The 22,123-nt window shown below is 57.9% G+C and carries 21 protein-coding genes, 1 tRNA gene and 2 pseudogenes; 11 read left to right on the top strand and 13 right to left on the bottom strand.

Annotation, left to right across the window (positions count from 1 at the left end; all coding sequences use genetic code 11):
* Window positions 1-61 precede the first annotated feature (61 nt).
* The 5 genes from gbpA to ACOTX7_RS10740 all read right to left on the bottom strand — a co-directional run bounded on the left by gbpA (window position 62) and on the right by ACOTX7_RS10740 (window position 3,653).
* Complete coding sequence (gene gbpA / locus ACOTX7_RS10720; RefSeq protein WP_221813426.1) at window positions 62-1,510, bottom strand: N-acetylglucosamine-binding protein GbpA; 1,449 nt, start codon at window positions 1,508-1,510, stop codon at window positions 62-64.
* A gap of 136 nt (window positions 1,511-1,646) precedes the next feature.
* Window positions 1,647-2,033 carry a 2-iminobutanoate/2-iminopropanoate deaminase gene (gene ridA, locus ACOTX7_RS10725; RefSeq protein ID WP_006810315.1) on the bottom strand — a complete coding sequence of 129 codons (387 nt, stop codon included), beginning with the start codon at window positions 2,031-2,033 and terminating at the stop codon, window positions 1,647-1,649.
* 74 nt (window positions 2,034-2,107) lie between these two features.
* Window positions 2,108-2,569, bottom strand: coding sequence for an aspartate carbamoyltransferase regulatory subunit (gene pyrI / locus ACOTX7_RS10730; RefSeq protein WP_003863370.1), 462 nt, complete (start codon window positions 2,567-2,569; stop codon window positions 2,108-2,110).
* Window positions 2,570-2,581: 12 nt separating this feature from the next.
* On the bottom strand, window positions 2,582-3,514 hold the full coding sequence (pyrB, locus tag ACOTX7_RS10735; protein ID WP_003863368.1) for an aspartate carbamoyltransferase: 933 nt from the start codon (window positions 3,512-3,514) through the stop codon (window positions 2,582-2,584).
* A gap of 34 nt (window positions 3,515-3,548) precedes the next feature.
* Window positions 3,549-3,653, bottom strand: coding sequence for a pyrBI operon leader peptide (locus tag ACOTX7_RS10740; RefSeq protein WP_022646880.1), 105 nt, complete (start codon window positions 3,651-3,653; stop codon window positions 3,549-3,551).
* On the opposite strand from ACOTX7_RS10740, the pseudogene ACOTX7_RS10745 reads away from it, so the two are divergent.
* A pseudogene (locus ACOTX7_RS10745) lies at window positions 3,633-3,750 on the top strand (hypothetical protein). The gene ACOTX7_RS10740 and the pseudogene ACOTX7_RS10745 overlap by 21 nt on opposite strands.
* A 3-nt stretch (window positions 3,751-3,753) precedes the next feature.
* Here ACOTX7_RS10745 and ACOTX7_RS10750 read toward each other — a convergent pair.
* The 5 genes from ACOTX7_RS10750 to arcA form a co-directional block, all read right to left on the bottom strand.
* The gene (locus ACOTX7_RS10750) at window positions 3,754-4,233 is read right to left on the bottom strand and encodes an arginine repressor (protein ID WP_003863366.1); all 480 of its coding nucleotides are present in this window, start codon (window positions 4,231-4,233) and stop codon (window positions 3,754-3,756) included.
* A gap of 80 nt (window positions 4,234-4,313) precedes the next feature.
* Window positions 4,314-5,717, bottom strand: a complete 1,404-nt coding sequence (locus tag ACOTX7_RS10755) for a YfcC family protein (protein ID WP_221256840.1) — start codon at window positions 5,715-5,717, stop codon at window positions 4,314-4,316.
* A 46-nt stretch (window positions 5,718-5,763) separates the two neighbouring features.
* Window positions 5,764-6,768: an ornithine carbamoyltransferase gene (argF, locus tag ACOTX7_RS10760; protein WP_032673681.1), complete on the bottom strand. Its 1,005-nt coding sequence runs from the start codon at window positions 6,766-6,768 to the stop codon at window positions 5,764-5,766.
* A 138-nt stretch (window positions 6,769-6,906) separates the two neighbouring features.
* Window positions 6,907-7,818, bottom strand: a complete 912-nt coding sequence (gene arcC / locus ACOTX7_RS10765; protein WP_006810310.1) for a carbamate kinase — start codon at window positions 7,816-7,818, stop codon at window positions 6,907-6,909.
* A 9-nt stretch (window positions 7,819-7,827) separates the two neighbouring features.
* Complete coding sequence (arcA, locus tag ACOTX7_RS10770; protein WP_213826093.1) at window positions 7,828-9,048, bottom strand: arginine deiminase; 1,221 nt, start codon at window positions 9,046-9,048, stop codon at window positions 7,828-7,830.
* A gap of 675 nt (window positions 9,049-9,723) precedes the next feature.
* Between arcA and ACOTX7_RS10775 the strand changes: the two genes are divergently transcribed.
* The 5 genes from ACOTX7_RS10775 to ACOTX7_RS10795 all read left to right on the top strand — a co-directional run bounded on the left by ACOTX7_RS10775 (window position 9,724) and on the right by ACOTX7_RS10795 (window position 16,532).
* Window positions 9,724-10,176, top strand: a complete 453-nt coding sequence (locus tag ACOTX7_RS10775) for a YhcH/YjgK/YiaL family protein (RefSeq protein WP_221256841.1) — start codon at window positions 9,724-9,726, stop codon at window positions 10,174-10,176.
* Between the two features lie 234 nt (window positions 10,177-10,410).
* A complete protein-coding gene (gene yagE, locus ACOTX7_RS10780) occupies window positions 10,411-11,319 on the top strand; it encodes a 2-keto-3-deoxygluconate aldolase (protein WP_421626078.1) in 909 nt (302 codons plus the stop codon).
* A 14-nt stretch (window positions 11,320-11,333) separates the two neighbouring features.
* A complete protein-coding gene (gene yagF / locus ACOTX7_RS10785; RefSeq protein ID WP_221813423.1) occupies window positions 11,334-13,301 on the top strand; it encodes a YjhG/YagF family D-xylonate dehydratase in 1,968 nt (655 codons plus the stop codon).
* Window positions 13,302-13,527: 226 nt separating this feature from the next.
* Window positions 13,528-14,910, top strand: coding sequence for an MFS transporter (locus ACOTX7_RS10790; RefSeq protein ID WP_221256844.1), 1,383 nt, complete (start codon window positions 13,528-13,530; stop codon window positions 14,908-14,910).
* An 11-nt stretch (window positions 14,911-14,921) separates the two neighbouring features.
* Window positions 14,922-16,532 (top strand): glycoside hydrolase family 43 protein, encoded by a 1,611-nt coding sequence (locus tag ACOTX7_RS10795; RefSeq protein WP_221256845.1) that lies wholly within the window; start codon window positions 14,922-14,924, stop codon window positions 16,530-16,532.
* Window positions 16,533-16,536: 4 nt separating this feature from the next.
* On the opposite strand, the gene xynR is transcribed toward ACOTX7_RS10795, so the two are convergent.
* From xynR to argL, 3 genes are all read right to left on the bottom strand, one after another.
* The gene (gene xynR, locus ACOTX7_RS10800; RefSeq protein WP_221256846.1) at window positions 16,537-17,295 is read right to left on the bottom strand and encodes an IclR family transcriptional regulator; all 759 of its coding nucleotides are present in this window, start codon (window positions 17,293-17,295) and stop codon (window positions 16,537-16,539) included.
* A 186-nt stretch (window positions 17,296-17,481) separates the two neighbouring features.
* Window positions 17,482-18,486: an ornithine carbamoyltransferase gene (argF, locus tag ACOTX7_RS10805; protein WP_221256847.1), complete on the bottom strand. Its 1,005-nt coding sequence runs from the start codon at window positions 18,484-18,486 to the stop codon at window positions 17,482-17,484.
* On the bottom strand, window positions 18,456-18,551 hold the full coding sequence (gene argL, locus ACOTX7_RS10810; RefSeq protein ID WP_213748629.1) for a putative translational regulatory protein ArgL: 96 nt from the start codon (window positions 18,549-18,551) through the stop codon (window positions 18,456-18,458). The genes argF (ACOTX7_RS10805) and argL overlap by 31 nt, the downstream gene beginning before the upstream one ends.
* A gap of 99 nt (window positions 18,552-18,650) precedes the next feature.
* On the opposite strand from argL, the gene rraB reads away from it, so the two are divergent.
* The 5 genes and pseudogenes from rraB to ACOTX7_RS10835 all read left to right on the top strand — a co-directional run.
* On the top strand, window positions 18,651-19,076 hold the full coding sequence (gene rraB, locus ACOTX7_RS10815) for a ribonuclease E inhibitor RraB (protein ID WP_006810300.1): 426 nt from the start codon (window positions 18,651-18,653) through the stop codon (window positions 19,074-19,076).
* Window positions 19,077-19,122: 46 nt separating this feature from the next.
* Complete coding sequence (miaE, locus tag ACOTX7_RS10820; protein WP_221256848.1) at window positions 19,123-19,881, top strand: tRNA isopentenyl-2-thiomethyl-A-37 hydroxylase MiaE; 759 nt, start codon at window positions 19,123-19,125, stop codon at window positions 19,879-19,881.
* 30 nt (window positions 19,882-19,911) lie between these two features.
* Window positions 19,912-20,634, top strand: coding sequence for a topoisomerase II (locus tag ACOTX7_RS10825; protein WP_221813421.1), 723 nt, complete (start codon window positions 19,912-19,914; stop codon window positions 20,632-20,634).
* A 105-nt stretch (window positions 20,635-20,739) separates the two neighbouring features.
* A tRNA-Leu gene (locus ACOTX7_RS10830) sits at window positions 20,740-20,824 on the top strand.
* 164 nt (window positions 20,825-20,988) lie between these two features.
* Window positions 20,989-22,065: pseudogene (locus ACOTX7_RS10835) on the top strand (tyrosine-type recombinase/integrase); the annotation flags it as partial.
* Window positions 22,066-22,123: the final 58 nt, after the last annotated feature.

Genomic DNA, 22,123 nt, shown 5'->3' on the forward strand with positions numbered 1-22,123 from the left:
CAAAGGGGAGAGGGGACTTTAACACCCTCTCCCCTTTGGGGAGAGGGCCGGGGTGAGGGGACTAGTTCTTCAGAACCCACGCCTCTCTCCAGTGTGAGCCAACGCCTGGCTCAAACTGGTTGGCGGTTGGGCTGTACTGTATGCAGTAGCCGCTGAACGGGACAGGCTTACACTGGTAGGTCTTACCGTCTTTCGGCTGTAGCACTACGGTCCCCGCTTTGTAGGACGCGACGTTATCCGGGAAGATAAAGTCATGCGGGCCGCTGCTGTCCGCCGCGTCGCTTTCCAGCATCAGATCCAGCACGTCCTGCGCGAACAGCGTACCGTCTTTGTTGGTGGCAAAGTATTTCAGCATATGGTGGCCCGCCGTCACGTCAGTCAGGGTCATGGTCACGTCCTGGCTGGCGTTGTTCATGTCCTGCTTCAGGTAGCCTTTTTCCGCCCCGTTGTGGTTCATCACGTGCGCTTCAAGGTTCACGTCGCCCGTGGTATTCACGTGGAAGGTAACGGTCGCACTGCCGTTCTCGATTTTGCTGTAGTGCAGGCCAGAAACGGCAATGGTTTCATGCACTTCTGCCTTCTGCTCTTCGTACGAGATCGCAACGGACCGCAGGGCGCTGCCGTCTTTGACGAAGACGCTGTTTGCGCCGTGGACCGGGCTAATTTCGCCCGCTTCATCCTTCACCCCGACACGCACATCGCTGTGCGCGGCGTTGATCTTCTGCGCCAGATCGTATGACCACTGGTTCGCATCCCCCTGGGCAGCAGAACTAATCGTCATCTCGGTACGCATGGCAGCAACTTCCCCGTTGGCATCGAAGAATCGCGCAATCACTTTATCGCCCGTGTTCAGGTTGTTACCGACGATTTGTCCGCTCAGGGTTTTACTCCACTGGGATATGACCGCCGGGGTGTCGTCCGGCGTGACGTTGCCGCCGTTACCGAAGTCCACGTCAATGGCCTGATAAAAACTGTTTGCGGTATCCGCGATTTCCCACACGCCATAAATCACCTGGTAGCCCGTACGCTCGGGCACGTTACAGGTCATGGATTTTGTCATCGCCGGTGCCTGACCATTGCCGTTAATGGTACAGAATGGCGTTAACTCAAACTGGTCGCGGGTCAGCGGCTTATTGGGGTTCCAGTTTTGTTTGGTGATGTAATAGCGCCAGTTGGTGGTTTTATGCGGTGCAGTATGGCGCCAGACGAACGCATGCGGACCTGCCGTCATGGGGCTTTTGGTCCAGGCGTTCAGGCTCTGCTTATCAAGCTGGGAGTAGTTGGCAATACCGGCGCTGGCAAGCTGTCCGTCCGGCGGCATCGCACCCGTTGGAAAGCCGGAGGATTTTTCTACGCTCTGCGGTTCATACTGTACAGAGCCACAGTCAATATTCTGGCCGAGCTTACACATATAAGCGCGGCTGGCGGGGGATTCAATATATCCGTGTGCAAGTGCAGAAGACGCCACCGTTAATGTGGCAACGGCCAGCGCAATTTTCGAGAGTTTCATTCGTCGTCCATTAATAAGATATAAAAAGGCAGCGTCAGTCTATTAATGGGGCGGGGGCAACGTCATTTGCTACGGTGAGTAAAAATGGTCGAAATAAAAAAGGCAGCCGCAGCTGCCTTCTCTTTATTGAAATGAATTAACGACGTACGGCAATCGCTTCAATTTCAATTTTCACGTCTTTTGGCAGACGGGCTACTTCCACACAAGAGCGCGCCGGGAAAGAGGCGTTGTGCTCGGTGAAGAACGCTTCGTAAGTAGCGTTAACGGTCGCGAAGTCATTCAGATCTTTCACGAACACGGTGGTTTTGACGATATCGCCCACTTTCAGACCGGCAGATTCAACGATAGCCTGCACGTTTTCCAGCGACTGACGCGCCTGTGCCGCTACGTCGGCTGGCACTTCACCGGTTTTTGGGTTCACCGGGATCTGGCCAGAGGTGATGATCATGCTGCCCAGATCAACGCCCTGAACGTAGGGGCCGATAGCCGCTGGTGCATTTTCCGTCGCGAGTACTTTGGTCATGATTTCTCCAGAATAACAGCTGATTAAATGTTCCCGGCCATTATAGGGAGGCCGGGATCCTTTACCAACCTCAATTAGTTGGCCAGCACCACATAATGAGAAAACTCTTTTTCGCAGTATTTGCATTTGAGTGCGATGTCATTGGCGCGCTTTTTCACTGCAAAACTGGAGGAAACCGGCTCAGCATGACTGATGCAGTTGCTGTTCGGGCAGACCAGCACGCTTTCGATGCGATCCGGCAGGCTCGGGCGAGATTTCCCCACCACGTCGTAATCGTCGATGCGGTTAACGGTGGCGTCCGGTGCGTACAGCGACAGCTGGTTAACCTGCTCGTCGGTCAGGAAGGTGTTCTCGATTTTAATCAGATCTTTGCGGCCCATTTCGCCGGACGGCAGGTTCAGGCCGATGGTAATGCGCTGGTCGGTTTCGGTCAGTTTGAACAGCGTCAGCAGCTTAAAGCCGACCTGCGCAGGGATGTGGTCAATCACGGTGCCACGTTTGATGGCTTCAACCTGGAGTTTGTTATCGTGTGTCATTGTCGTTTCCCCTTACAGTGCCAATTCGCGATTCAGAACTAGTGCCAGTAACGCCTGGCGGGCGAAGATGCCGTTTCCGGCCTGCTGGAAGTACCAGGCGTGCGGCGTTTTATCCACGTCTGTGGTGATCTCATCGATGCGCGGCAGCGGGTGCAGCACCTTCATGTTGTCGCGCGCGCCTTCGAGGTCGCTGGCGCGCAGCACAAACTGCGCCTTCACGTTGGCGTATTCGGACGGATCCAGACGCTCTTTCTGCACGCGAGTCATGTAGAGAATATCCACGTTGCCCATCACCTCTTCGATGCTGGCGTGCAGGCTCCACGCGATGCCTTTTTCGTCCAGCATGTCGAGAATATACTGCGGCATCGCCAGCGCGTCCGGCGCGATGAAGAAGAAGCGGTTGCCGTTAAATTTCGCCAGCGCCTGGGTCAGGGAGTGGACGGTACGGCCATATTTCAGGTCGCCGACCATAGCGATGTTCAGGTTCTCAAGCGTGCCCTGCGTCTCCTGAATGGTGAACAGATCCAGCAGGGTCTGGGTCGGATGCTGGTTGGCGCCGTCACCGGCGTTCAGCACCGGAATGCCGCCGGAAAACTCGGTCGCCAGGCGCGCCGCGCCCTCCTGCGGGTGACGCATCACAATCGCGTCAACGTAGGTGCTGATCACTGAAATGGTATCCGCCAGAGTCTCGCCTTTTTTACCCAGCGACGTGTTGCTGCTGTCCGAGAAGCCCACCACACTCGCGCCCAGGCGGTGCATGGAGGTTTCAAAGGAGAGGCGGGTGCGGGTCGAGGCTTCGAAGAAGCAGCTCGCAATCACCTTGTGCTTCAGCAGCTCCGGTTGCGGATTGGCCTTCAGTTTTGCCGCGGTTTCCAGAACCAGTTCCAGCTCTTCGCGGCTGAGGTCGTTTATGGAAATGATGTGTTTTTGATAAAGCGGATTCATGTTTATCTCCTGACGCCGGGCAAAAAAAAGCCCCTCAAATGAGGGGCTCTGGGAATAGGTTTAGCAACGGGAAGAAAAACGGCAGGCCAGCGTCTGATTTCAGACGCGGTAAGACGTTATGTCGTACACGCTTGACCATGCTTCCTCCCGGCAAATTGTCGGGCATTATACGCAGCTCGCTTTGCGGATCAAGCGATTTAATGCACGCTTTACTCAATGCAAACGGTTCTTTATGAATATTAATGCGTTCTGAGTAAATAATTAATTTGCTTATGCACCAGTGCGGTGCGCTTCACCACGCGGGGGGCGACCCAGACAATACTGCTTCCGGCCACCACGCCTAAAATTTCCGGTAACTGGTGATAATCCAGAATACGCGCCACCGCGCGGCCATATCCGGCGACGGTGTGGATAAGGATAAATTCGCTGTTGTGCTCCACGCTCACCACCATTTCAGAGACGGTACGCGCCGCGTCGGGGGCCGGGCGCAGCTGGGGATTCAACGAATAAATCTTTAGCCCTTTGGCATTTCGAATTTTTATGACACCAAGCAACTTGAGCAGACGTGAAACGGTGGACTGGCTGATGGTCTCAAAACCCCGCTCCTGCAAATCGCGGCGGATCTCTTCCTGGGAGAGATAGCTCTTTTCCGCGATCAGACGCTGGCAGACCGTTAGCTGTAGTTGCTCTTTGGGAGAGTACTCTTCGTAATCCATCATAGTTCCCATATCAGTTCCCGAAATAACCGGTGGCACTGCACCGATCCGTAGGCCGGATAAGCGCAGCGCCATCCGGCAAATCACAACAAGGCACCCAGGCTTAACGCCACCATAATCACCACCGTTAAAATCCCCAGCAGTGGCGCCACCCATTTCAGATAACGCACGTAGGGCACGCGGGCAATAGCCAGCCCGCCCATCACGACGGCAGAGGTGGGAGTGATCAGGTTAACGATGCCGGATGCCGACTGGTAAGCCGTGACCACCAGGTCGCGGTTGACGTTAGCGAAATCGGCAAGGGGTGCCATGATCGGCATCGTCAGAACGGCCAGGCCGGACGAAGAAGGCACAAGAAACGACAGCACCACTTCCAGCCAGTACATCACGTTGATGAACGCCACCGTCGACAACCCGGTAACCATCCCCTCGGCGCTGTGCAAAATGGTGTGGGTAATCATGCCCTTATCCATGATCACTACGATACCGCGCGCGATGCCGATAATCAGCGCGACGCCCAGCAAATCTCGCGCGCCGTTGATAAAGGTTGAGGTGAGTTCCTCTTCGCTCATGCGGGCGATCAGGCCGACGATAATGGCGCTGGCGAGGAACACCGCCGAGATCTCCGCCATCCACCAGCCCAGCACCGCCACGCCGTAGATCATCACCGCGAAGGCGAGGGCGAAGATCACCAGGATAATTTTGCGCACCGGAGTGAACTCCAGCGACTGCTCGCCCTTGTTGCCGAGGAAGTGGGCGAGGTTCTCCTCCTGCTTATCCGCCACGATCGACAGCGACGGATCCTTGCGCACCTTGCGGGCGTAGCGCATCACCCACGCCACGCAGATGACCCAGCCGATCACCAGCAGCGCCAGGCGCAGGGCGATGCCGTTAGTGAAGGGGATCCCGGCGGCGTTGGCGGCGATCACCGTGGCGAACGGGTTGATGGTGGATCCGAGGGTGCCGATCCCCGCGCCGAGCAGCACGGTGGAGGCTGCAACCACCGGATCGAACCGCGCCGCCAGCATCACCGGCACCAGTAAGGTATAGAAGGGCAGCGACTCTTCGGCCATGCCGTAAATCGTGCCGCCTGCGGCAAACAGCGCCATCAGGATCGGGATCATCCACTCCTCGCGGCCGCGCAGGCGGGTGGTGACGCGCTCGATCCCGGCGTCAATTGCCCCGGTTTTGGTGACGATCCCGAGAAAACCCCCGATGATCAGAATAAACAGCGCCACGTCGATCGCCCCGGCCTGGCCGGATTCCGGATCGTACAGCCCGGCAATCGGCGCCATCAGCACCGAAACCAGCCCCTGCGGATGTGATGCCACTTGCGCATAGGTCCCGGCGACCGGCACCTCTTTGCCGAGCGCCTCGTTCATCGCCATATGGTACTGACCAGCGGGGACAATCCACGTCAGCACGGCAACCACGGCAATCAGAAAAAAGAGAATGGTGTAAGCGGAGGGAAATTTGAACTTGCCCATGATGTGCTCCTTAAACCCGGCGCACCTGCGGCGCGCCGGGCGGTGATTAGTCGCCGAGTGTCGCCACCATGACCGCTTTGATGGTGTGCATGCGGTTCTCTGCTTCGTCAAAGACGATGGAGTTCGGTGATTCAAAGACCTCTTCCGTCACCTCCAGCCCCTTCAGGCCGTACGCCATCTCGATCTCGCGGCCCACTTTGGTGTGCTCGTTGTGGAACGCGGGCAGGCAGTGCATGAACTTGACGTTCGGGTTGCCGGTGGCCTTCATCACGTCCGCGTTAATCTGATACGGCTTCATCAGGCTGACGCGCTCGGCCCACGCCTCCTTCGGCTCGCCCATGGAGACCCACACGTCGGTGTAGAGGAAATCGGTGCCGTGGACGCCTTCTTCCACGTCATCGGTGAGGGTGATGCGCGCGCCGGTCTCTTTGGCGATGGCGCGGCACTGCTCAACCAGGCCCGCTTCCGGCCAGAAGGATTTCGGTGCAACCAGGCGGATATCCATCCCCATCTTCGCCGCGCCGACCATCAGGGAGTTGCCCATGTTGTTGCGCGCATCGCCCAGGTAGGCAAAGCTCAGCTCCGGCAGGGTTTTGCCCGGCGCGTGCTCCAGCATGGTCATCAGGTCGGCAAGGATTTGGGTCGGGTGGAACTCGTCGGTCAGGCCGTTCCACACCGGCACGCCCGCATACTCGCCCAGCTCCTCGACAATCGCCTGGCCGTAGCCGCGGTATTCGATGCCGTCATACATGCGGCCCAGCACGCGGGCGGTGTCCTTCATCGACTCTTTATGGCCGATCTGTGAGCCGCTTGGGCCGAGATAGGTGACCTGCGCGCCCTGGTCGAACGCGCCCACTTCAAAGGCGCAGCGGGTGCGGGTGGAGGTTTTTTCAAAGATCAGGGCGATGTTTTTCCCGACCAGGGTTTGTTTTTCGCGTCCGGCTTTTTTGGCGGCCTTCAGTTCAATGGCGAGGTCGATCAGGTACTGGATCTCCGCCGGGGTGTAGTCCAGCAGTTTCAGGAAGTTGCGGTTTTTCAGGTTGATGGTCATGGATAAATCCTTTTGAAATGAGTGTCTAAGACCTTCCCCTCACCCTAACCCTCTCCCCAAAGGGGAGAGGGGACGATTGCACCCTCTCCCCTTTGGGGAGAGGGCCGGGGTGAGGGGTGTGTATGTGTGTATGTGTTCTCAGTTACGAATCAACGTGCCTTTCTCGCCCGCCAGGATCTCCGCGCCGTCATTCAGCGCGCCGATCCCGGCAATGCCGTTGCAGGCTTCAACAAACTCGCGGCAGGCGGCCACTTTCGGCCCCATCGATCCGGCGTCAAACTGCATGCCCCTGAGCAGTTCCGGCGTCACCTGCGCCAGCGGGCGCTGGGTCGGCTTGCCCCAGTCGAGGTACACCGCGTCGGCATCGGTCAGGATCAGCAGGGCATCGGCTTCGATCTGGCGCGCCAGCAGGGCGGCGGAGAGGTCTTTGTCGATCACCGCCTCAATGCCGCGATAGCCGTTGGCGTTTTCCACTACCGGCACGCCGCCGCCGCCGTTGCAGATCACCAGGTGGTCGCGCTGGATCAGCGCCGTGATGGCATCACTCTCGACGATGCGCTTCGGCTGCGGCGACGGCACCACACGGCGGAAATAACTCCCGTCGGCCTTAAACACCCAGCCTTTTTCCGCGGCCAGCGCTTTCGCCTGGGCTTCGCTGTAAACCGGGCCGATATACTTGGTCGGGTTGCTGAAGGCCGGGTCAGCGGCGTCCACTTCCACCTGCGTGAGCAGGACGCTCACCTCGCGCTGGGGCAGGTTGTTTTTCAGCGCCTGCTGGAGCATGTAGCCGATCATTCCCTGACTTTCGGCACCGAGAACGTCCAGCGGGTAGGGGGTGACTTTGTCGTAGGCGCTGTTTTGCAACGCCAGCAGCCCGACCTGCGGCCCGTTGCCGTGCACCAGTACCACGCGCCACTGCGCCGTTAACCCGGCGATGGTGCGGGCGGCCTGCTCGATGTTCTGGCGCTGGATCTCCGCTTCCAGCGGCTCGCCGCGCTTGAGCAGCGCATTGCCGCCCAGGGCCACAACCAGAGTGGGTTTTCGTTCCATGATGGCTCCTTAAATTCCGTCACGTTCCAGCGGGCAACTCATGCAGCGCGCGCCGCCGCGTCCGCGTCCGAGTTCATCTCCGGGGATCGGCAGCACGGTGATGCCCGCTTTGTCGTACTTCTCGTTGGTCCAGACGTTGCGCTCGTAGCCGATCACCACGCCCGGGCGAATGGTCAGAACGTTGTTGGCGTCGTTCCACTGCTCGCGTTCGGCTTCGAAGGCGTCGCCGCCAGTGGTGATCAGGCGCACCTGGTTAATGCCAAGGGCTTTCTCGATGGCGTGCAGCAGGTCGGTTTCCTGTGTGCGCAGCAGGCCGCCGCGTCCGTCCGGGGTGAGCGTCCAGCACTGGGCGTCCTTGCGCACCACTTCCGGGTAAACGGAGAAGGTGTCCACGTCGATGTGGGTCATGACGGTGTCGAGGTGCATGCAGGAGCGGTGTTTTGGCAGTTCAACGGCAATCACGCGCTCGGCCTGGCGGTGTTTGAACAGGCTGTTGGCGAGGAACTCCACGCCCTGCGGCGTCGTGCGCTCGGACATGCCGATCAGGACCGCCCCGCGACCAATCACTAATACGTCGCCGCCTTCTAATGTGGCGTGGTCGTAATTAATATTCTCGTCGCCGAAATACTTGATAAAATCGCCGTCGGCAAATGCCGGATGCCAGCGATATATTGCCCGCAGGTTATTGGTTTCACGCTGACGGGCAGGTTTCGCCATTGGATTAATGGAAACACCGTTATATATCCAGCAGGAGGTATCGCGGGTAAATAAATGGTTCGGCAGCGGTTTCATAATAAAATCATTCGCCGTGTGGGTATCCACCACCATATTTTTAATGACTGCCGGAATTTCGCCGTAGGTTAATCCGCCGCTTAAACGCCGCGCCAGTTCGCGGTGCGGCATATCCGCCAGCCAGCCGCGCACGTCGGCGGCAAAGGTTGGGCCAAGGCGATAGTCGGAGATTTGTGTTTCAAGAAGCCAGGCTTTCGCTTCAGCAATATCAAGGGCTTGTGTCAGAAGGTCGGTCAACAGCAGGACTTCCACACCCTGCTCGCGCAGCGTGTTTGCGAAGATGTCATGCTCTTCACCCGCCCGTTCAACCGAGAGCACGTCATCAAATAACAGCTCCTGACAGTTTGAGGGGGTTAACCGTTTCAGACTTAAATTAGGACGGTGCAGCATAACGCTACGCAATTGACCAATTTCAGAACCGACGTAATGCTTTTCCATAATTATTCCTTTAACTTTTTTTCAGAATAAAAAGGGCATGCGCCATGTGATGTATTTAATTTCATGGCGGCTAAGCTCAATTGATTTCGTGATTCATAGTAGGCGCTTAAATAATGGTTATTGTGACATTGCTCACGCGAAAACCGATAGTGAGTCGCTTGTTTTCAATTGCATGATTCGCATCAGATAATGATTAATTTCATATTATTGACGGATGAATAGCTAAGCAGAAACGGGTGGCAATATTTGAATTTGTTATTATTTTGTAGAATTACACGTTTTGAAATATTTAGTTATGTGCTTGATTTTAAAAAATAAAACCTAGCGCCATGAATAGCTATGCAATAACGACAGTTAACTATTTTTGACTTAAGAAAAATCAATAAATAATTATGGATTTTAAAAGGAAATAACTGGAGTGATAAAGTGTGATATACCAACCTGTTTTGTGAGTTACCGTTTCAATTCAGCGAGTTAGATCAGATACGTAAAGCGCATGAAATGAGGTTATGCATAACCACTGCATAAATGCCTGCGTGCTATTAACAGGGGATTAACACATTTCCCGATAAACATGCGCTGGCGCAAATCTTGCCAAAAAAGAACTGGTATGGAAGCAGCAATTCTCGTATAAAAGCTAAAAATGAAACAATGTTTTAATTTGAGGGTTGCATCATGATTATTGGCAATATTCATCATCTCCAGTCCTGGCTGCCAGAAGAGCTGCGCCAGGCCATTGAGCACGTTAAGGCCCACGTCACCGACGCGACGCCGACCGGCAAGCACGACATCAACGGCGACAGCCTGCTTTATCTGGTCTCTGAAGACATGACCCAGCCGTTCGCCGAGCGTCGTGCTGAATATCATGCACGCTATCTGGATATTCAGATTGTGCTGAAAGGTCAGGAAGGGATGACCTTCAGCACCCTGCCGCACGGCACGCCGGACACTGACTGGCTGGCGGACAAAGACATCGCGTTCCTGCCGGAAGGCGAGCAGGAGAAAACCGTGGTGCTGAGCGAAGGGGATTTTGTGGTGTTTTACCCGGGCGAAGTGCATAAGCCGCTGTGCGCGGTGGGGGCGCCTGCTAAGGTGCGAAAAGTGGTCGTGAAAATGTTAGTTGAGTAACCCCACACCCCTCACCCTAACCCTCTCCCCAGAGGGGAGAGGGGACTTTAACACCCTCTCCCCTTTGGGGAGAGGGCCGGGGTGAGGGGGGAACAATATGTGATCCAGCTTAAATTTCCCGCACTCCTTCTTCCCTTCCCATTTACCTCTCCTTTTTCTGCGTCATAGTATGATCGTTAAATTAACGAACGCTGTTCTATAATGTAGAACAAAATGATTCAGCAAGGAGATCTCATGCCGCAGTCCGCGTTGTTTACGGGAATCATTCCCCCTGTCTCCACTATTTTTACCGCCGATGGCCAGCTCGATAAGCAGGGCACCGCCGCGCTGATCGACGATCTGATCGCGGCAGGCGTTGACGGCCTGTTCTTTCTGGGCAGCGGCGGCGAGTTTTCCCAGCTTAGCGCCGAAGAGCGTAAAACCATTGCCCAATTTGCTATCGATCATGTCGATCGTCGCGTACCGGTCCTGATCGGCACCGGCGGCACCAACGCCCGGGAAACCATTGAACTGAGCCAGCACGCTCAGCAGACGGGCGCGGACGGCATCGTGGTGATCAACCCCTACTACTGGAAAGTGTCGGAAGCGAACCTGATCCGCTATTTCGAGCAGGTGGCCGACAGCGTCACGCTGCCGGTGATGCTCTATAATTTCCCGGCGCTGACCGGGCAGGATCTGACGCCAGCGCTGGTGAAAACCCTCGCCGACTCGCGCAGCAACATTATCGGCATCAAAGACACCATCGACTCTGTTGCCCACCTGCGCAGCATGATCCACACCGTCAAAGGCGCCCATCCGCACTTCACCGTGCTCTGCGGCTACGACGATCATCTGTTTAATACCCTGCTGCTCGGCGGCGACGGGGCGATCTCGGCCAGCGGCAACTTTGCTCCGCAGGTGTCGGTAAAACTTCTGAAAGCCTGGCGCGACGGGGACGTAGCGAAAGCGGCTGAGTATCATCAGACCCTGCTGCAAATTCCGCAGATGTATCAGCTGGATACGCCGTTTGTGAACGTCATTAAAGAGGCGATTGTGCTCTGCGGCCGCCCAGTCTCCACGTATGTGCTGCCGCCCGCATCACCGCTGGACGAGCCGCGCAAGGCGCAGCTGAAAACCCTGTTACAACAGCTCAAGCTCTGCTGAGCCGGACGATAACGATGACCATTGAGAAAATTTTCACCCCACAGGACGACGCGTTTTATGCGGTGATCACCCATGCGGCAGGGCCGCAGGGCGCGCTGCCGCTGACCCCGCAGATGCTGATAGAATCCCCCAGCGGCAACCTGTTCGGCATGACGCAGAACGCCGGGATGGGCTGGGACGCCAACAAGCTGACCGGGAAAGAGGTGCTGATCATCGGCACCCAAGGCGGCATCCGCGCCGGAGACGGACGCCCGGTTGCGCTGGGCTACCACACCGGACACTGGGAAATCGGCATGCAGATGCAGGCGGCGGCGAAGGAGATCACCCGCAACGGGGGTATCCCGTTTGCGGCCTTCGTCAGCGATCCGTGCGACGGTCGCTCGCAGGGTACGCACGGCATGTTCGACTCCCTGCCGTACCGCAACGACGCGGCAATTGTGTTTCGCCGCCTGATCCGCTCTCTCCCGACGCGTCGGGCGGTGATCGGCGTGGCAACCTGCGATAAAGGGCTGCCCGCCACCATGATCGCCCTGGCTTCCATGCACGACCTGCCGACCATTCTGGTGCCGGGCGGGGCGACGCTGCCGCCAACCGTGGGGGAAGATGCGGGCAAGGTGCAGACCATCGGCGCGCGCTTCGCCAACCATGAACTTTCCTTGCAGGAGGCCGCCGAGCTGGGCTGTCGCGCCTGCGCCTCGCCGGGCGGCGGGTGTCAGTTCCTCGGCACGGCGGGCACCTCGCAGGTGGTCGCGGAAGCGCTGGGGCTGGCGCTGCCGCACTCTGCGCTGGCGCCGTCCGGGCAGGCGGTGTGGCTGGAGATCGCCCGCCAGTCGGCGCGGGCGGTGAGCGAGCTGGATAACCGCGGCATCACCACGCGCGATATCCTCACCGATAAAGCCATCGAAAACGCCATGGTGATCCACGCGGCGTTCGGTGGTTCCACCAATTTACTGCTGCACATTCCGGCCATCGCCCACGCGGCGGGCTGTACGATCCCGGACGTTGAGCACTGGACGCGCGTCAACCGCAGGGTGCCGCGCCTGGTGAGCGTACTGCCCAACGGCCCGGACTATCACCCGACCGTGCGCGCCTTCCTCGCGGGCGGCGTGCCGGAAGTCATGCTCCACCTGCGCGATCTCGGCCTGCTGCATCTGGATGCCATGACCGTGACCGGCCAGACGGTGGGCGAGAACCTCGACTGGTGGCAGACGTCCGAGCGCCGTAAGCGCTTCCGCCAGTGCCTGCGCGAGCAGGACGGCGTGGAGCCGGATGACGTGATCCTGCCGCCGGAGAAGGCAAAAGCGAAAGGGCTGACCTCGACGGTCTGCTTCCCGACGGGCAACATCGCGCCGGAAGGATCGGTGATCAAGGCCACGGCGATCGACCCGTCGGTAGTGGGCGACGATGGCGTTTACCGCCACACTGGCCGGGTGCGGGTGTTTGTCTCGGAAGCGCAGGCAATCAGGGCCATCAAGCGGGAAGAGATTCAGCAGGGCGATATCATGGTGGTGATCGGCGGTGGACCGTCCGGCACCGGCATGGAAGAGACCTACCAGCTTACCTCCGCGCTGAAGCATATCTCGTGGGGCAAAACGGTGTCGCTCATCACCGATGCGCGCTTCTCGGGCGTGTCGACGGGCGCCTGCTTCGGCCACGTATCGCCGGAAGCGCTGGCGGGCGGGCCGATTGGCAAGCTGCGCGACAACGACATCATTGAGATTGCGGTCGACCGCCTGACCCTGACGGGCAGCGTGAACTTTATCGGTACGGCGTACAATCCGCTGACGCCGGAGGAGGGCGCGCGCGAGCTGGCGCGGCGGCAGACGCACCCGGACCTGCACGCCCATGACTTTTTGCCGGACGATACCCGCCTGTGGGCGGCATTACAGTCGGTGAGCGGCGGCACCTGGAAAGGCTGTATTTATGACACCGATAAAATCATCGAGGTAATTAACGCCGGTAAAAAAGCGCTCGGTCTTTAATTATTTTCAGAGATAAAACCGTCTGCGGGAAATATTCCGCGGGCGGTTTTTGCTTGTCTTTATTTTTCTAATTTAAACAATGATTTGAGATATATCGTTGGCGTCACAAAAGCAAAATAACGTAATTCAGAAATAAGATATGACCATTGCTGGTTAATTGAACAGCTCATTACACTCCAGTAACACGATGTTGTAATTCAGCACACTACATAAGGGTGTAATTCTGATGACGCAATTAACCATGAAAGACAAAATTGGCTACGGGCTGGGTGACACCGCCTGCGGCTTCGTCTGGCAGGCCACGATGTTCCTGCTGGCCTATTTCTACACCGATGTGTTCGGCCTCTCTGCGGGCATTATGGGGACGCTGTTTTTGGTCTCCCGCGTGCTCGACGCCGTGACCGATCCGCTGATGGGGTTGCTGGTAGACCGCACCCGCACCCGCTATGGCCAGTTCCGCCCGTTCCTGCTGTGGGGCGCCATCCCGTTTGGCATCGTCTGTATGCTGACCTTCTACACGCCGGACTTCTCGGCGCAGGGCAAAATCATCTACGCCTGCGTAACCTACATTCTGCTGACCCTGGTCTACACCTTCGTTAACGTGCCGTACTGCGCCATGCCGGGGGTGATCACCGCCGATCCGAAAGAGCGTCACGCCCTTCAGTCCTGGCGCTTCTTCCTGGCGGCGGCTGGCTCGCTTGCCATCAGCGGTATCGCGCTGCCGCTGGTCAGCATCATCGGCAAAGGGGATGAGCAGGTGGGCTACTTCGGCGCCATGTGCGTGCTGGGGCTGAGCGGCGTGGTGCTGCTCTACGTCTGCTTCTTCACCACCAAAGAGCGCTACACCTTTGAGGTGCAGCCTGGCTCGTCGGTGGCGAAAGATCTCAAACTGCTGCTGGGCAACAGCCAGTGGCGCATCATGTGCGCGTTCAAGATGATGGCGACCTGCTCTAACGTGGTGCGCGGCGGGGCGACGCTCTACTTCGTAAAATACGTGATGGATCACCCGGAGATGGCGACGCAGTTTTTACTCTACGGCAGCCTCGCCACCATGTTCGGCTCGCTCTGCTCGTCTCGTCTGCTGGGCCGCTTCGACCGCGTCACCGCCTTTAAGTGGATCATTGTCGCTTACTCACTGATTAGCCTGCTGATCTTCTTCACCCCCGCGGAGCACATCGCGCTGATTTTCGCCCTCAACATCCTGTTCCTGTTCGTCTTTAACACCACCACGCCGCTACAGTGGCTGATGGCCTCTGACGTGGTGGATTACGAGGAGAGCCGCAGCGGACGCCGCCTCGATGGACTGGTGTTCTCCACCTACCTGTTCAGCCTGAAGATTGGCCTGGCGATTGGCGGGGCGGTGGTGGGCTGGATCCTGGCCTGGGTGAACTACTCCGCCAGCAGCAGCGTGCAGCCGGTTGAGGTGCTCACCACCATCAAAATTCTGTTCTGCGTGGTGCCGGTGGTGCTCTACGCGGGCATGTTCATCATGCTGTCGTTCTACAAGCTCACCGACGCCCGCGTGGAGGCCATCAGCCAGCAGCTGATCAAGCACCGCGCGGCGCAGGGCGAGGCCGTTCCCGACGCCGCGACAGCCGCATCCCATTAACCGGAGGCAATATGGAAATCACTAACCCCATTCTGACCGGCTTCAACCCGGACCCGTCCCTGTGCCGTCAGGGCGAGGACTACTACATCGCCACCTCGACCTTCGAGTGGTTCCCGGGCGTGCGCATCTACCACTCCCGCGATCTGAAAAACTGGTCGCTGGTCAGCACCCCGCTGGACCGCGTGTCGATGCTGGACATGAAGGGCAACCCGGACTCCGGCGGCATCTGGGCGCCGTGCCTGAGCTACGCCGACGGGAAGTTCTGGCTGCTCTATACCGACGTAAAAATTGTCGACTCGCCGTGGAAAAATGGTCGTAATTTCCTCGTCACCGCCCCCTCCATCGAAGGGCCATGGAGCGAACCGATCCCGATGGGCAACGGCGGGTTTGACCCGTCCCTGTTCCACGACGATGATGGCCGCAAATACTACCTCTACCGCCCGTGGGGGCCGCGCCACCACAGCAATCCGCACAACACCATCGTGATGCAGGCGTTTGACCCGCAGACCGGCACGCTCTCGCCTGAGCGAAAAACGCTGTTTACCGGCACGCCGCTCTGCTACACCGAAGGGGCGCACCTGTATCGCCACGCGGGATGGTACTACCTGATGGTTGCCGAAGGCGGCACCAGCTACGAACACGCGGTCGTGGTGCTGCGTTCCAAAAATATCGACGGGCCGTACGAGCTGCACCCGGACGTGACGATGATGACCAGCTGGCACCTGCCGGAGAACCCGCTGCAAAAGAGCGGCCACGGCTCGCTGCTGCAAACCCACACCGGGGAGTGGTACATGGCCTACCTCACCAGCCGCTCGTTGCGCCTGCCCGGTATACCGCTGCTGGCCTCCGGCGGACGCGGCTACTGCCCGCTGGGGCGCGAGACCGGCATCGCCCGCATTGAATGGCGCGACGGCTGGCCGTACGTGGAAGGCGGTAAGCACGCGCAGCTCACCGTGCCCGGCCCGCAGGTGGCGGAGCAGCCCAAAATCGCACAGGGTAACTGGCGGGACGATTTCGACGCCAATTCGCTTGACCCTGAATTGCAGACCCTGCGCATTCCGTTCGACGACACCCTCGGCTCGCTCACCGCCCGCCCGGGCTATTTACGGTTGTACGGCAACGACTCGCTCAACTCGACCTTCACCCAGTCGACCGTGGCGCGCCGCTGGCAGCACTTCACCTTCCGGGCCGAGACGCGGATGCAGTTCTCGCCGGTCCACTTCCAGCAGAGCGCGGGGCTGACCTGCTACTACAACAGCAAAAACTGGAGCTACTGCTTTGTGGACTACGAGGAAGGGCAGGGGAGAACGATCAAGGTGATCCAGCTTGACCACAACGTGCCGTCGTGGCCACTGCACGAGCAGCCGATTCCGGTGCCTGAACAGGCGGAGAGCGTCTGGCTGCGGGTCGACGTGGATACGCTGGTCTACCGCTACAGCTACTCGTTCGACGGCGAGACGTGGCACATCGTACCTGTCACGTATGAGGCGTGGAAGCTGTCGGACGACTACATCGGCGGGCGCGGTTTCTTCACCGGCGCGTTTGTGGGTCTGCACTGCGAGGACATCAGCGGTGACGGCTGCCACGCGGATTTCGACTACTTCACCTACGAGCCGGTATAACGGCTCAGGCCGGGTAGCCCAGTGCGCGTGAGAGCTGGAGCCCGGCCTGCTGAAGCTGCTCGCGGAAATTAGCCAGTTCAGCATCGTCCACGCGCGAGGTCAGCGTCGAGAGGCTCAGGGCGGCGATGACGCGGGATTCGTGGTTCCACACCGGCACCGCCACGCAGCGTACGCCCTGCTCGTTCTCTTCGCAATCCAGGGCGTAGCCTTGCTCGCGCGTTTTTATCAGAGCATCCAGCAATGCCTCGCGGGAACCGAGGGTGGAAGGCGTAAAGGTGGTGTACTGATAGCCCTCCAGCAGGGCGTTCAGTTCGGCCTCGCCCAGCCAGGCAATCAACACCTTGCCGATGGCGGTGGCGTGAACCGGCAGGCGGCGGCCAATGCGCGAATAGGCGATGGCGGCCAGCTTGCCTTCAATCTTCTCGATATAGACCCCTTCACGCCCGTCCAGGATCCCCAGATGGGTGGTCTGCCCGGTCCGCTGTGACAGCTCCGTCAGCCAGCCTTTCGCCTTCTGCCGAATATCCATCGAGCCCACGACAAAATGACCGCGCTCGACCAGCTTCATGCCGAGGCGATACTTACCGTTCTCCGGATTCTGATCGATATAGCCGTGAAGCTGGAGGGTTTTCAGCAGCGAGTGGAGGGTACTCTTGCTCAGCCCCATCAGTTTGCTGATGTCGGTGATCTTAAGCTCGGTGGCCTGCTCGTTGAACAGGTCGAGGATCTGCAACGCACGTTCAACAGACTGAATAATCGGCATAATGCTGGCATGTCCACGCTGGAATGAAGGCGAAAACGTACCTTTTTCGGGGTGAAAAATCAATGAAATGGAGCCGGTTTGCCCGGCGGTGCTGCGCTTGCACGGGCCTACGGGTTGTGTAGGCCGGGTAAGCGCAGCGCCACCCGGCAAGAAGAGTGCTCCGAACCAATAAAGTGGGAGAAACGATCACTCCCCAAGCGTCGCCACCATCACCGCCTTAATGGTATGCATCCGGTTTTCCGCCTGGTCGAACACGATGCTCGCCGCCGACTCAAACACCTCGTCCGTCACCTCCATCCCGCCGTGCAGATCGAACTCCTTCGCCATCTGCTTGCCGAGCGTGGTCTGGTCGTCATGGAACGCCGGCAGACAGTGCAGGAACTTCACGTCCGGGTTGCCGGTCAGGGCCATCATCTGTGCGTTTACCTGATACCCGCGCAGCAGCGCAATCCGCTCCGCCCACTTCTCTTTGGCTTCGCCCATCGACACCCAGACGTCGGTATAGATAAAGTCCGCGCCCTTCACGCCCGCCGCCACGTCTTCCGTCAGGGTGATCTTCCCGCCGTACTTCTGGGCCAGTGCACTGCACTCCGCCACCAGGCTCTCTTCCGGCCAGCAGGCTTTCGGAGCCACCAGACGCAGATCCAGCCCGGTCAGCGCCGCCGCTTCCAGCATCGAGTTGCCCATGTTGTTGCGCGCATCGCCCGCGTAGACCAGCGTCATCTCGTTAAACGCCTTGCCCGGCAGGTGCTCCTGCATGGTCAGCAGGTCCGCCAGCAGCTGGGTCGGGTGGAACTCGTTGGTCAGCCCGTTCCACACCGGCACGCCCGCATACTCCGCCAGCGTCTCGACCACTTCCTGACCGTGGCCGCGATACTGAATGCCGTCATACATCCGCCCGAGAACCCGCGCGGTGTCCTTAATTGACTCTTTATGCCCAATCTGGCTGCCGCTCGGCCCTAAATAGGTGACGCGCGCGCCCTGGTCAAATGCGGCAACTTCGAAAGAGCAACGTGTACGGGTCGAGTCTTTTTCGAAGATGAGCGCGATGTTTTTACCGGTAAGCTTCTGTACTTCCTTACCCTTTTTTTTATCGGCTTTGAGCTGTGCGGCAAGAGTCAGCAGAGAAGTGAACTGTGCAGGGGTAAAGTCGAGCAATTTCAGAAAGTGTTTTTTGTACAAATCGGACATTTTATCCTCGCATGGCGAACGCCACTTATTGAATTAAAATTCACTTTATATGTGTAATTATTCATTTGCAACCCCGTTTCACAATTCTTTCTTACAAAGGTGGAGGCAAACCCGTCCGTGTGTGAAAATAGAAGTATCTGCCGCACTTTAAAGAGGATTGAGCCATGGCAAACCCGGAACACCTGGAAGAACAACGCGAAGAGACGCGTCTGATTATTGAAGAACTGCTGGAAGACGGTAGCGATCCGGACGCGCTGTACACCATCGAGCACCATTTCTCTGCGGATGATTTCGACGCGCTGGAAAAAATGGCCGTGGAAGCCTTCAAGCTGGGTTACGAAGTGACCGAGCCGGAAGAGCTGGAAGTGGAAGAGGGCGACACCGTCATCTGCTGCGACATCCTGAGCGAAGGCGCGCTGAAGGCGGAGCTGATTGACGCGCAGGTAGAACAGCTGATGAACCTGGCCGAGAAGTTTGACGTGGAATACGATGGCTGGGGCACCTACTTCGAAGATCCGAACGGTGAAGACGGCGAAGAAGGCGACGACGAAGATTACGTCGACGAAGACGACGACGGCGTGCGTCACTAAGCGTTTCAGGCGGTGGCCCGCGCCACCGCTTTTTCAAGGCAGAACCATGGATTACCCGCAGATACTCGCCCCCGTACTTAACTTCCTCCAGTGCCCGACCCCGCAAGCATGGATTGATAAAGCCCGCGACCCGGCGAACCTGCCGCTGCTGCTCACCGACCACATGGTGTGCGAGCTTAAGGCCGCCCAGACCGCGCTGTTGCTGGTGCGTAAATACGTCGCCGACGAAAGCGGTGCCGACGTGCTGCTCGAGTGGCTCAAACCCTACGAACAGTTCACCTTCCGCGACGGCCCGGAGCCGGACTTCATCGCCCTGCACAGGCAGATTGGCAAAAGCGTGATGCCCAAAACCGACGACCCGTGGGGCCAGGCGCTCATCGACAGCATGGTGCTGCTGATTAAAGAGGAGCTGCACCACTTCTGGCAGGTGCGCGAGGCGATGCTGGCCCGCGACATTCCGTACGTCAAAATCACCGCCAGCCGCTACGCCAGAGGGATGCTGAAGGAAGTGCGCACCCACGAACCGCTGACGCTGATAGACAAGCTCATCTGTGGCGCCTACATCGAAGCCCGCTCCTGCGAACGCTTCGCCGCGCTGGCCCCGTTCCTCGACGATGACTTACAGAAGTTCTATCTCTCGCTACTGCGCTCGGAAGCGCGCCACTATCAGGACTACCTGACGCTGGCTCAGCAGGTGAGCGACGACGATATCTCACCGCGCATACAGCTTTTTGGCGAAATTGAAGCCACACTTATCTCGACACCGGACCACGAGTTTCGCTTCCACAGCGGCGTGCCGGTGTAAACCGGCATAACGCAAGGATAAGGATGCGAGATGAAAAAAACGTGGATCAGTACGGTCATTGTTATTGTCGCGGCTGCCGCCGTGGCGTTCTGGGTGTTCTTTGACAGGCAACGCGCCCCGGAACAGCAGATGGATACCGCCCTTAACGCGATGCCCGCCTGGCAGGTGATTAAGGAGCAGGAGCCTGCGCTGCATCAGCGCATTCTCGACCAGATGGCCGCCCTGCAAAAAGCGGGCGAGCCGGAGCAGCAGATTATCGACACCATCCAGCCGCAGATCCTGCATTTGCAGATGACGCGCCTGCAAAACGCCCCGGACGCCAACGTGGTGAACTACATGACCATCAACATGGAGCAGACCGCCGCCATCCAGAAGGTGAGCGATGACGCCTGTTTCCGCTTCCTCTACCCGATGGTGAAGGGCGGTGTGAACCCGATGCGCATGCTGGATAAAGACCTGATGGCGCGGCGCATGCAGGCCGACGCCGACATGATGCGCGCGGCCTACGGCAAAAATCGCCACACCGTGACGCAGGCCGAACGCGAGGCGGCTGTCGAGGATGTCCGGCCGATTATGAAGCAACTTGCCGATAAGTACGGCGAGGATATCCAGCTGTTGCAGATGCCGGAGAAGGCGGCGGGCAAAGAGAAGCTCTCCTGCGATATGGTGCAGGCGATGTGGGCGAAGGTGCTGGCGCTGCCGGAGCAGAAGGCGGCAGGGGTGATTCGACTGGCGGTGTCTGAGCTGGAGTGACGGTAGCGCTGGTTTTTTGGGCACTTAGCGCAGGTTTAGCGCGTCGTCGCTTGCATGGCGGCGCGCGACAGGTATAATCCACAACGTTTCCGCATCCCCTTCAGTGCCGAAGTGGCGAAATCGGTAGACGCAGTTGATTCAAAATCAACCGTAGAAATACGTGCCGGTTCGAGTCCGGCCTTCGGCACCATTAGTACTTCCAAGACCATCCGAGAAAGTCCAATTATTCCTTAAAAATCAATGCTTGCAGCGATTTTTACGTCCTGAGTCGTCCGAGGTTGTCCGTTGAAATCCGGATGTCATTGGGGGCATAATTGGGGGCATCTTAACTTCGATTAGAAATGTGCCCCCAAAATGAAGCTCAACGCCAGACAGGTCGAGACCGCAAAGCCAAAAGACAAAACTTACAAAATGGCCGATGGCGGCGGTTTGTATCTCGAGGTTTCGGCCAAGGGTTCTAAATACTGGCGCATGAAATACCGACGCCCCTCTGACAAAAAAGAGGATCGCCTCGCTTTTGGCGTTTGGCCGACTGTGACGCTTGCTCAGGCAAGAGCGAAGCGCGACGAAGCTAAAAAGCTGTTAGTGCAGGGTATTGATCCAAAAGCCGAACAGAAAGAAGCTCAGGCCGAGAATTCGGGGGCATATACTTTCGAAACCATTGCTCGTGAATGGCATGCCAGTAACAAGCGCTGGAGTGAAGACCATCGATCGCGCGTTCTTCGCTATCTTGAGCTTTATATCTTCCCTCATATCGGTTCGTCCGACATTCGCCAGCTCAAAACTAGCCATCTGTTAGCCCCGATTAAAAAAGTTGATGCCAGTGGTAAGCATGATGTTGCGCAGCGTCTTCAGCAGCGTGTCACGGCTATTATGCGTTATGCTGTACAGAACGATTACATTGACTCTAATCCAGCCAGTGACATGGCCGGTGCGCTATCAACAACCAAAGCGCGACATTACCCCGCCTTACCCTCCAGCCGGTTCCCTGAGTTTCTTGCACGTCTTGCTGCATATCGTGGCCGCGTAATGACACGGATCGCGGTCGAGCTTTCCTTACTCACTTTTGTGCGTTCCAGTGAGTTACGTTTCGCGCGCTGGGATGAGTTCGACTTCGATAAATCTCTTTGGCGCGTGCCTGCTAAACGAGAAGAAATTAAAGGCGTGCGTTACTCATACCGGGGTATGAAGATGAAAGAGGAACATATCGTTCCTCTCAGTCGACAGGCGATGATTTTGTTAGAGCAGCTTAAGCAGATTAGTGGTGATAAAGAGCTGCTTTTTCCGGGTGATCATGATGCAACTAAAGTTATGAGTGAGAACACAGTAAACAGTGCATTGCGCTCGATGGGATATGACACGAAAACTGAGGTCTGCGGGCATGGGTTTAGGACGATGGCACGTGGTGCGCTCGGTGAGTCAGGGTTATGGAGACTTTGTTGAATAAATCGAACTTTTGCTGAGTTGAAGGATCAGATCACGCATCTTC

Source organism: Enterobacter cloacae complex sp. IR5418 (assembly GCF_049238105.1).
Lineage (GTDB): Bacteria > Pseudomonadota > Gammaproteobacteria > Enterobacterales > Enterobacteriaceae > Enterobacter > Enterobacter hormaechei.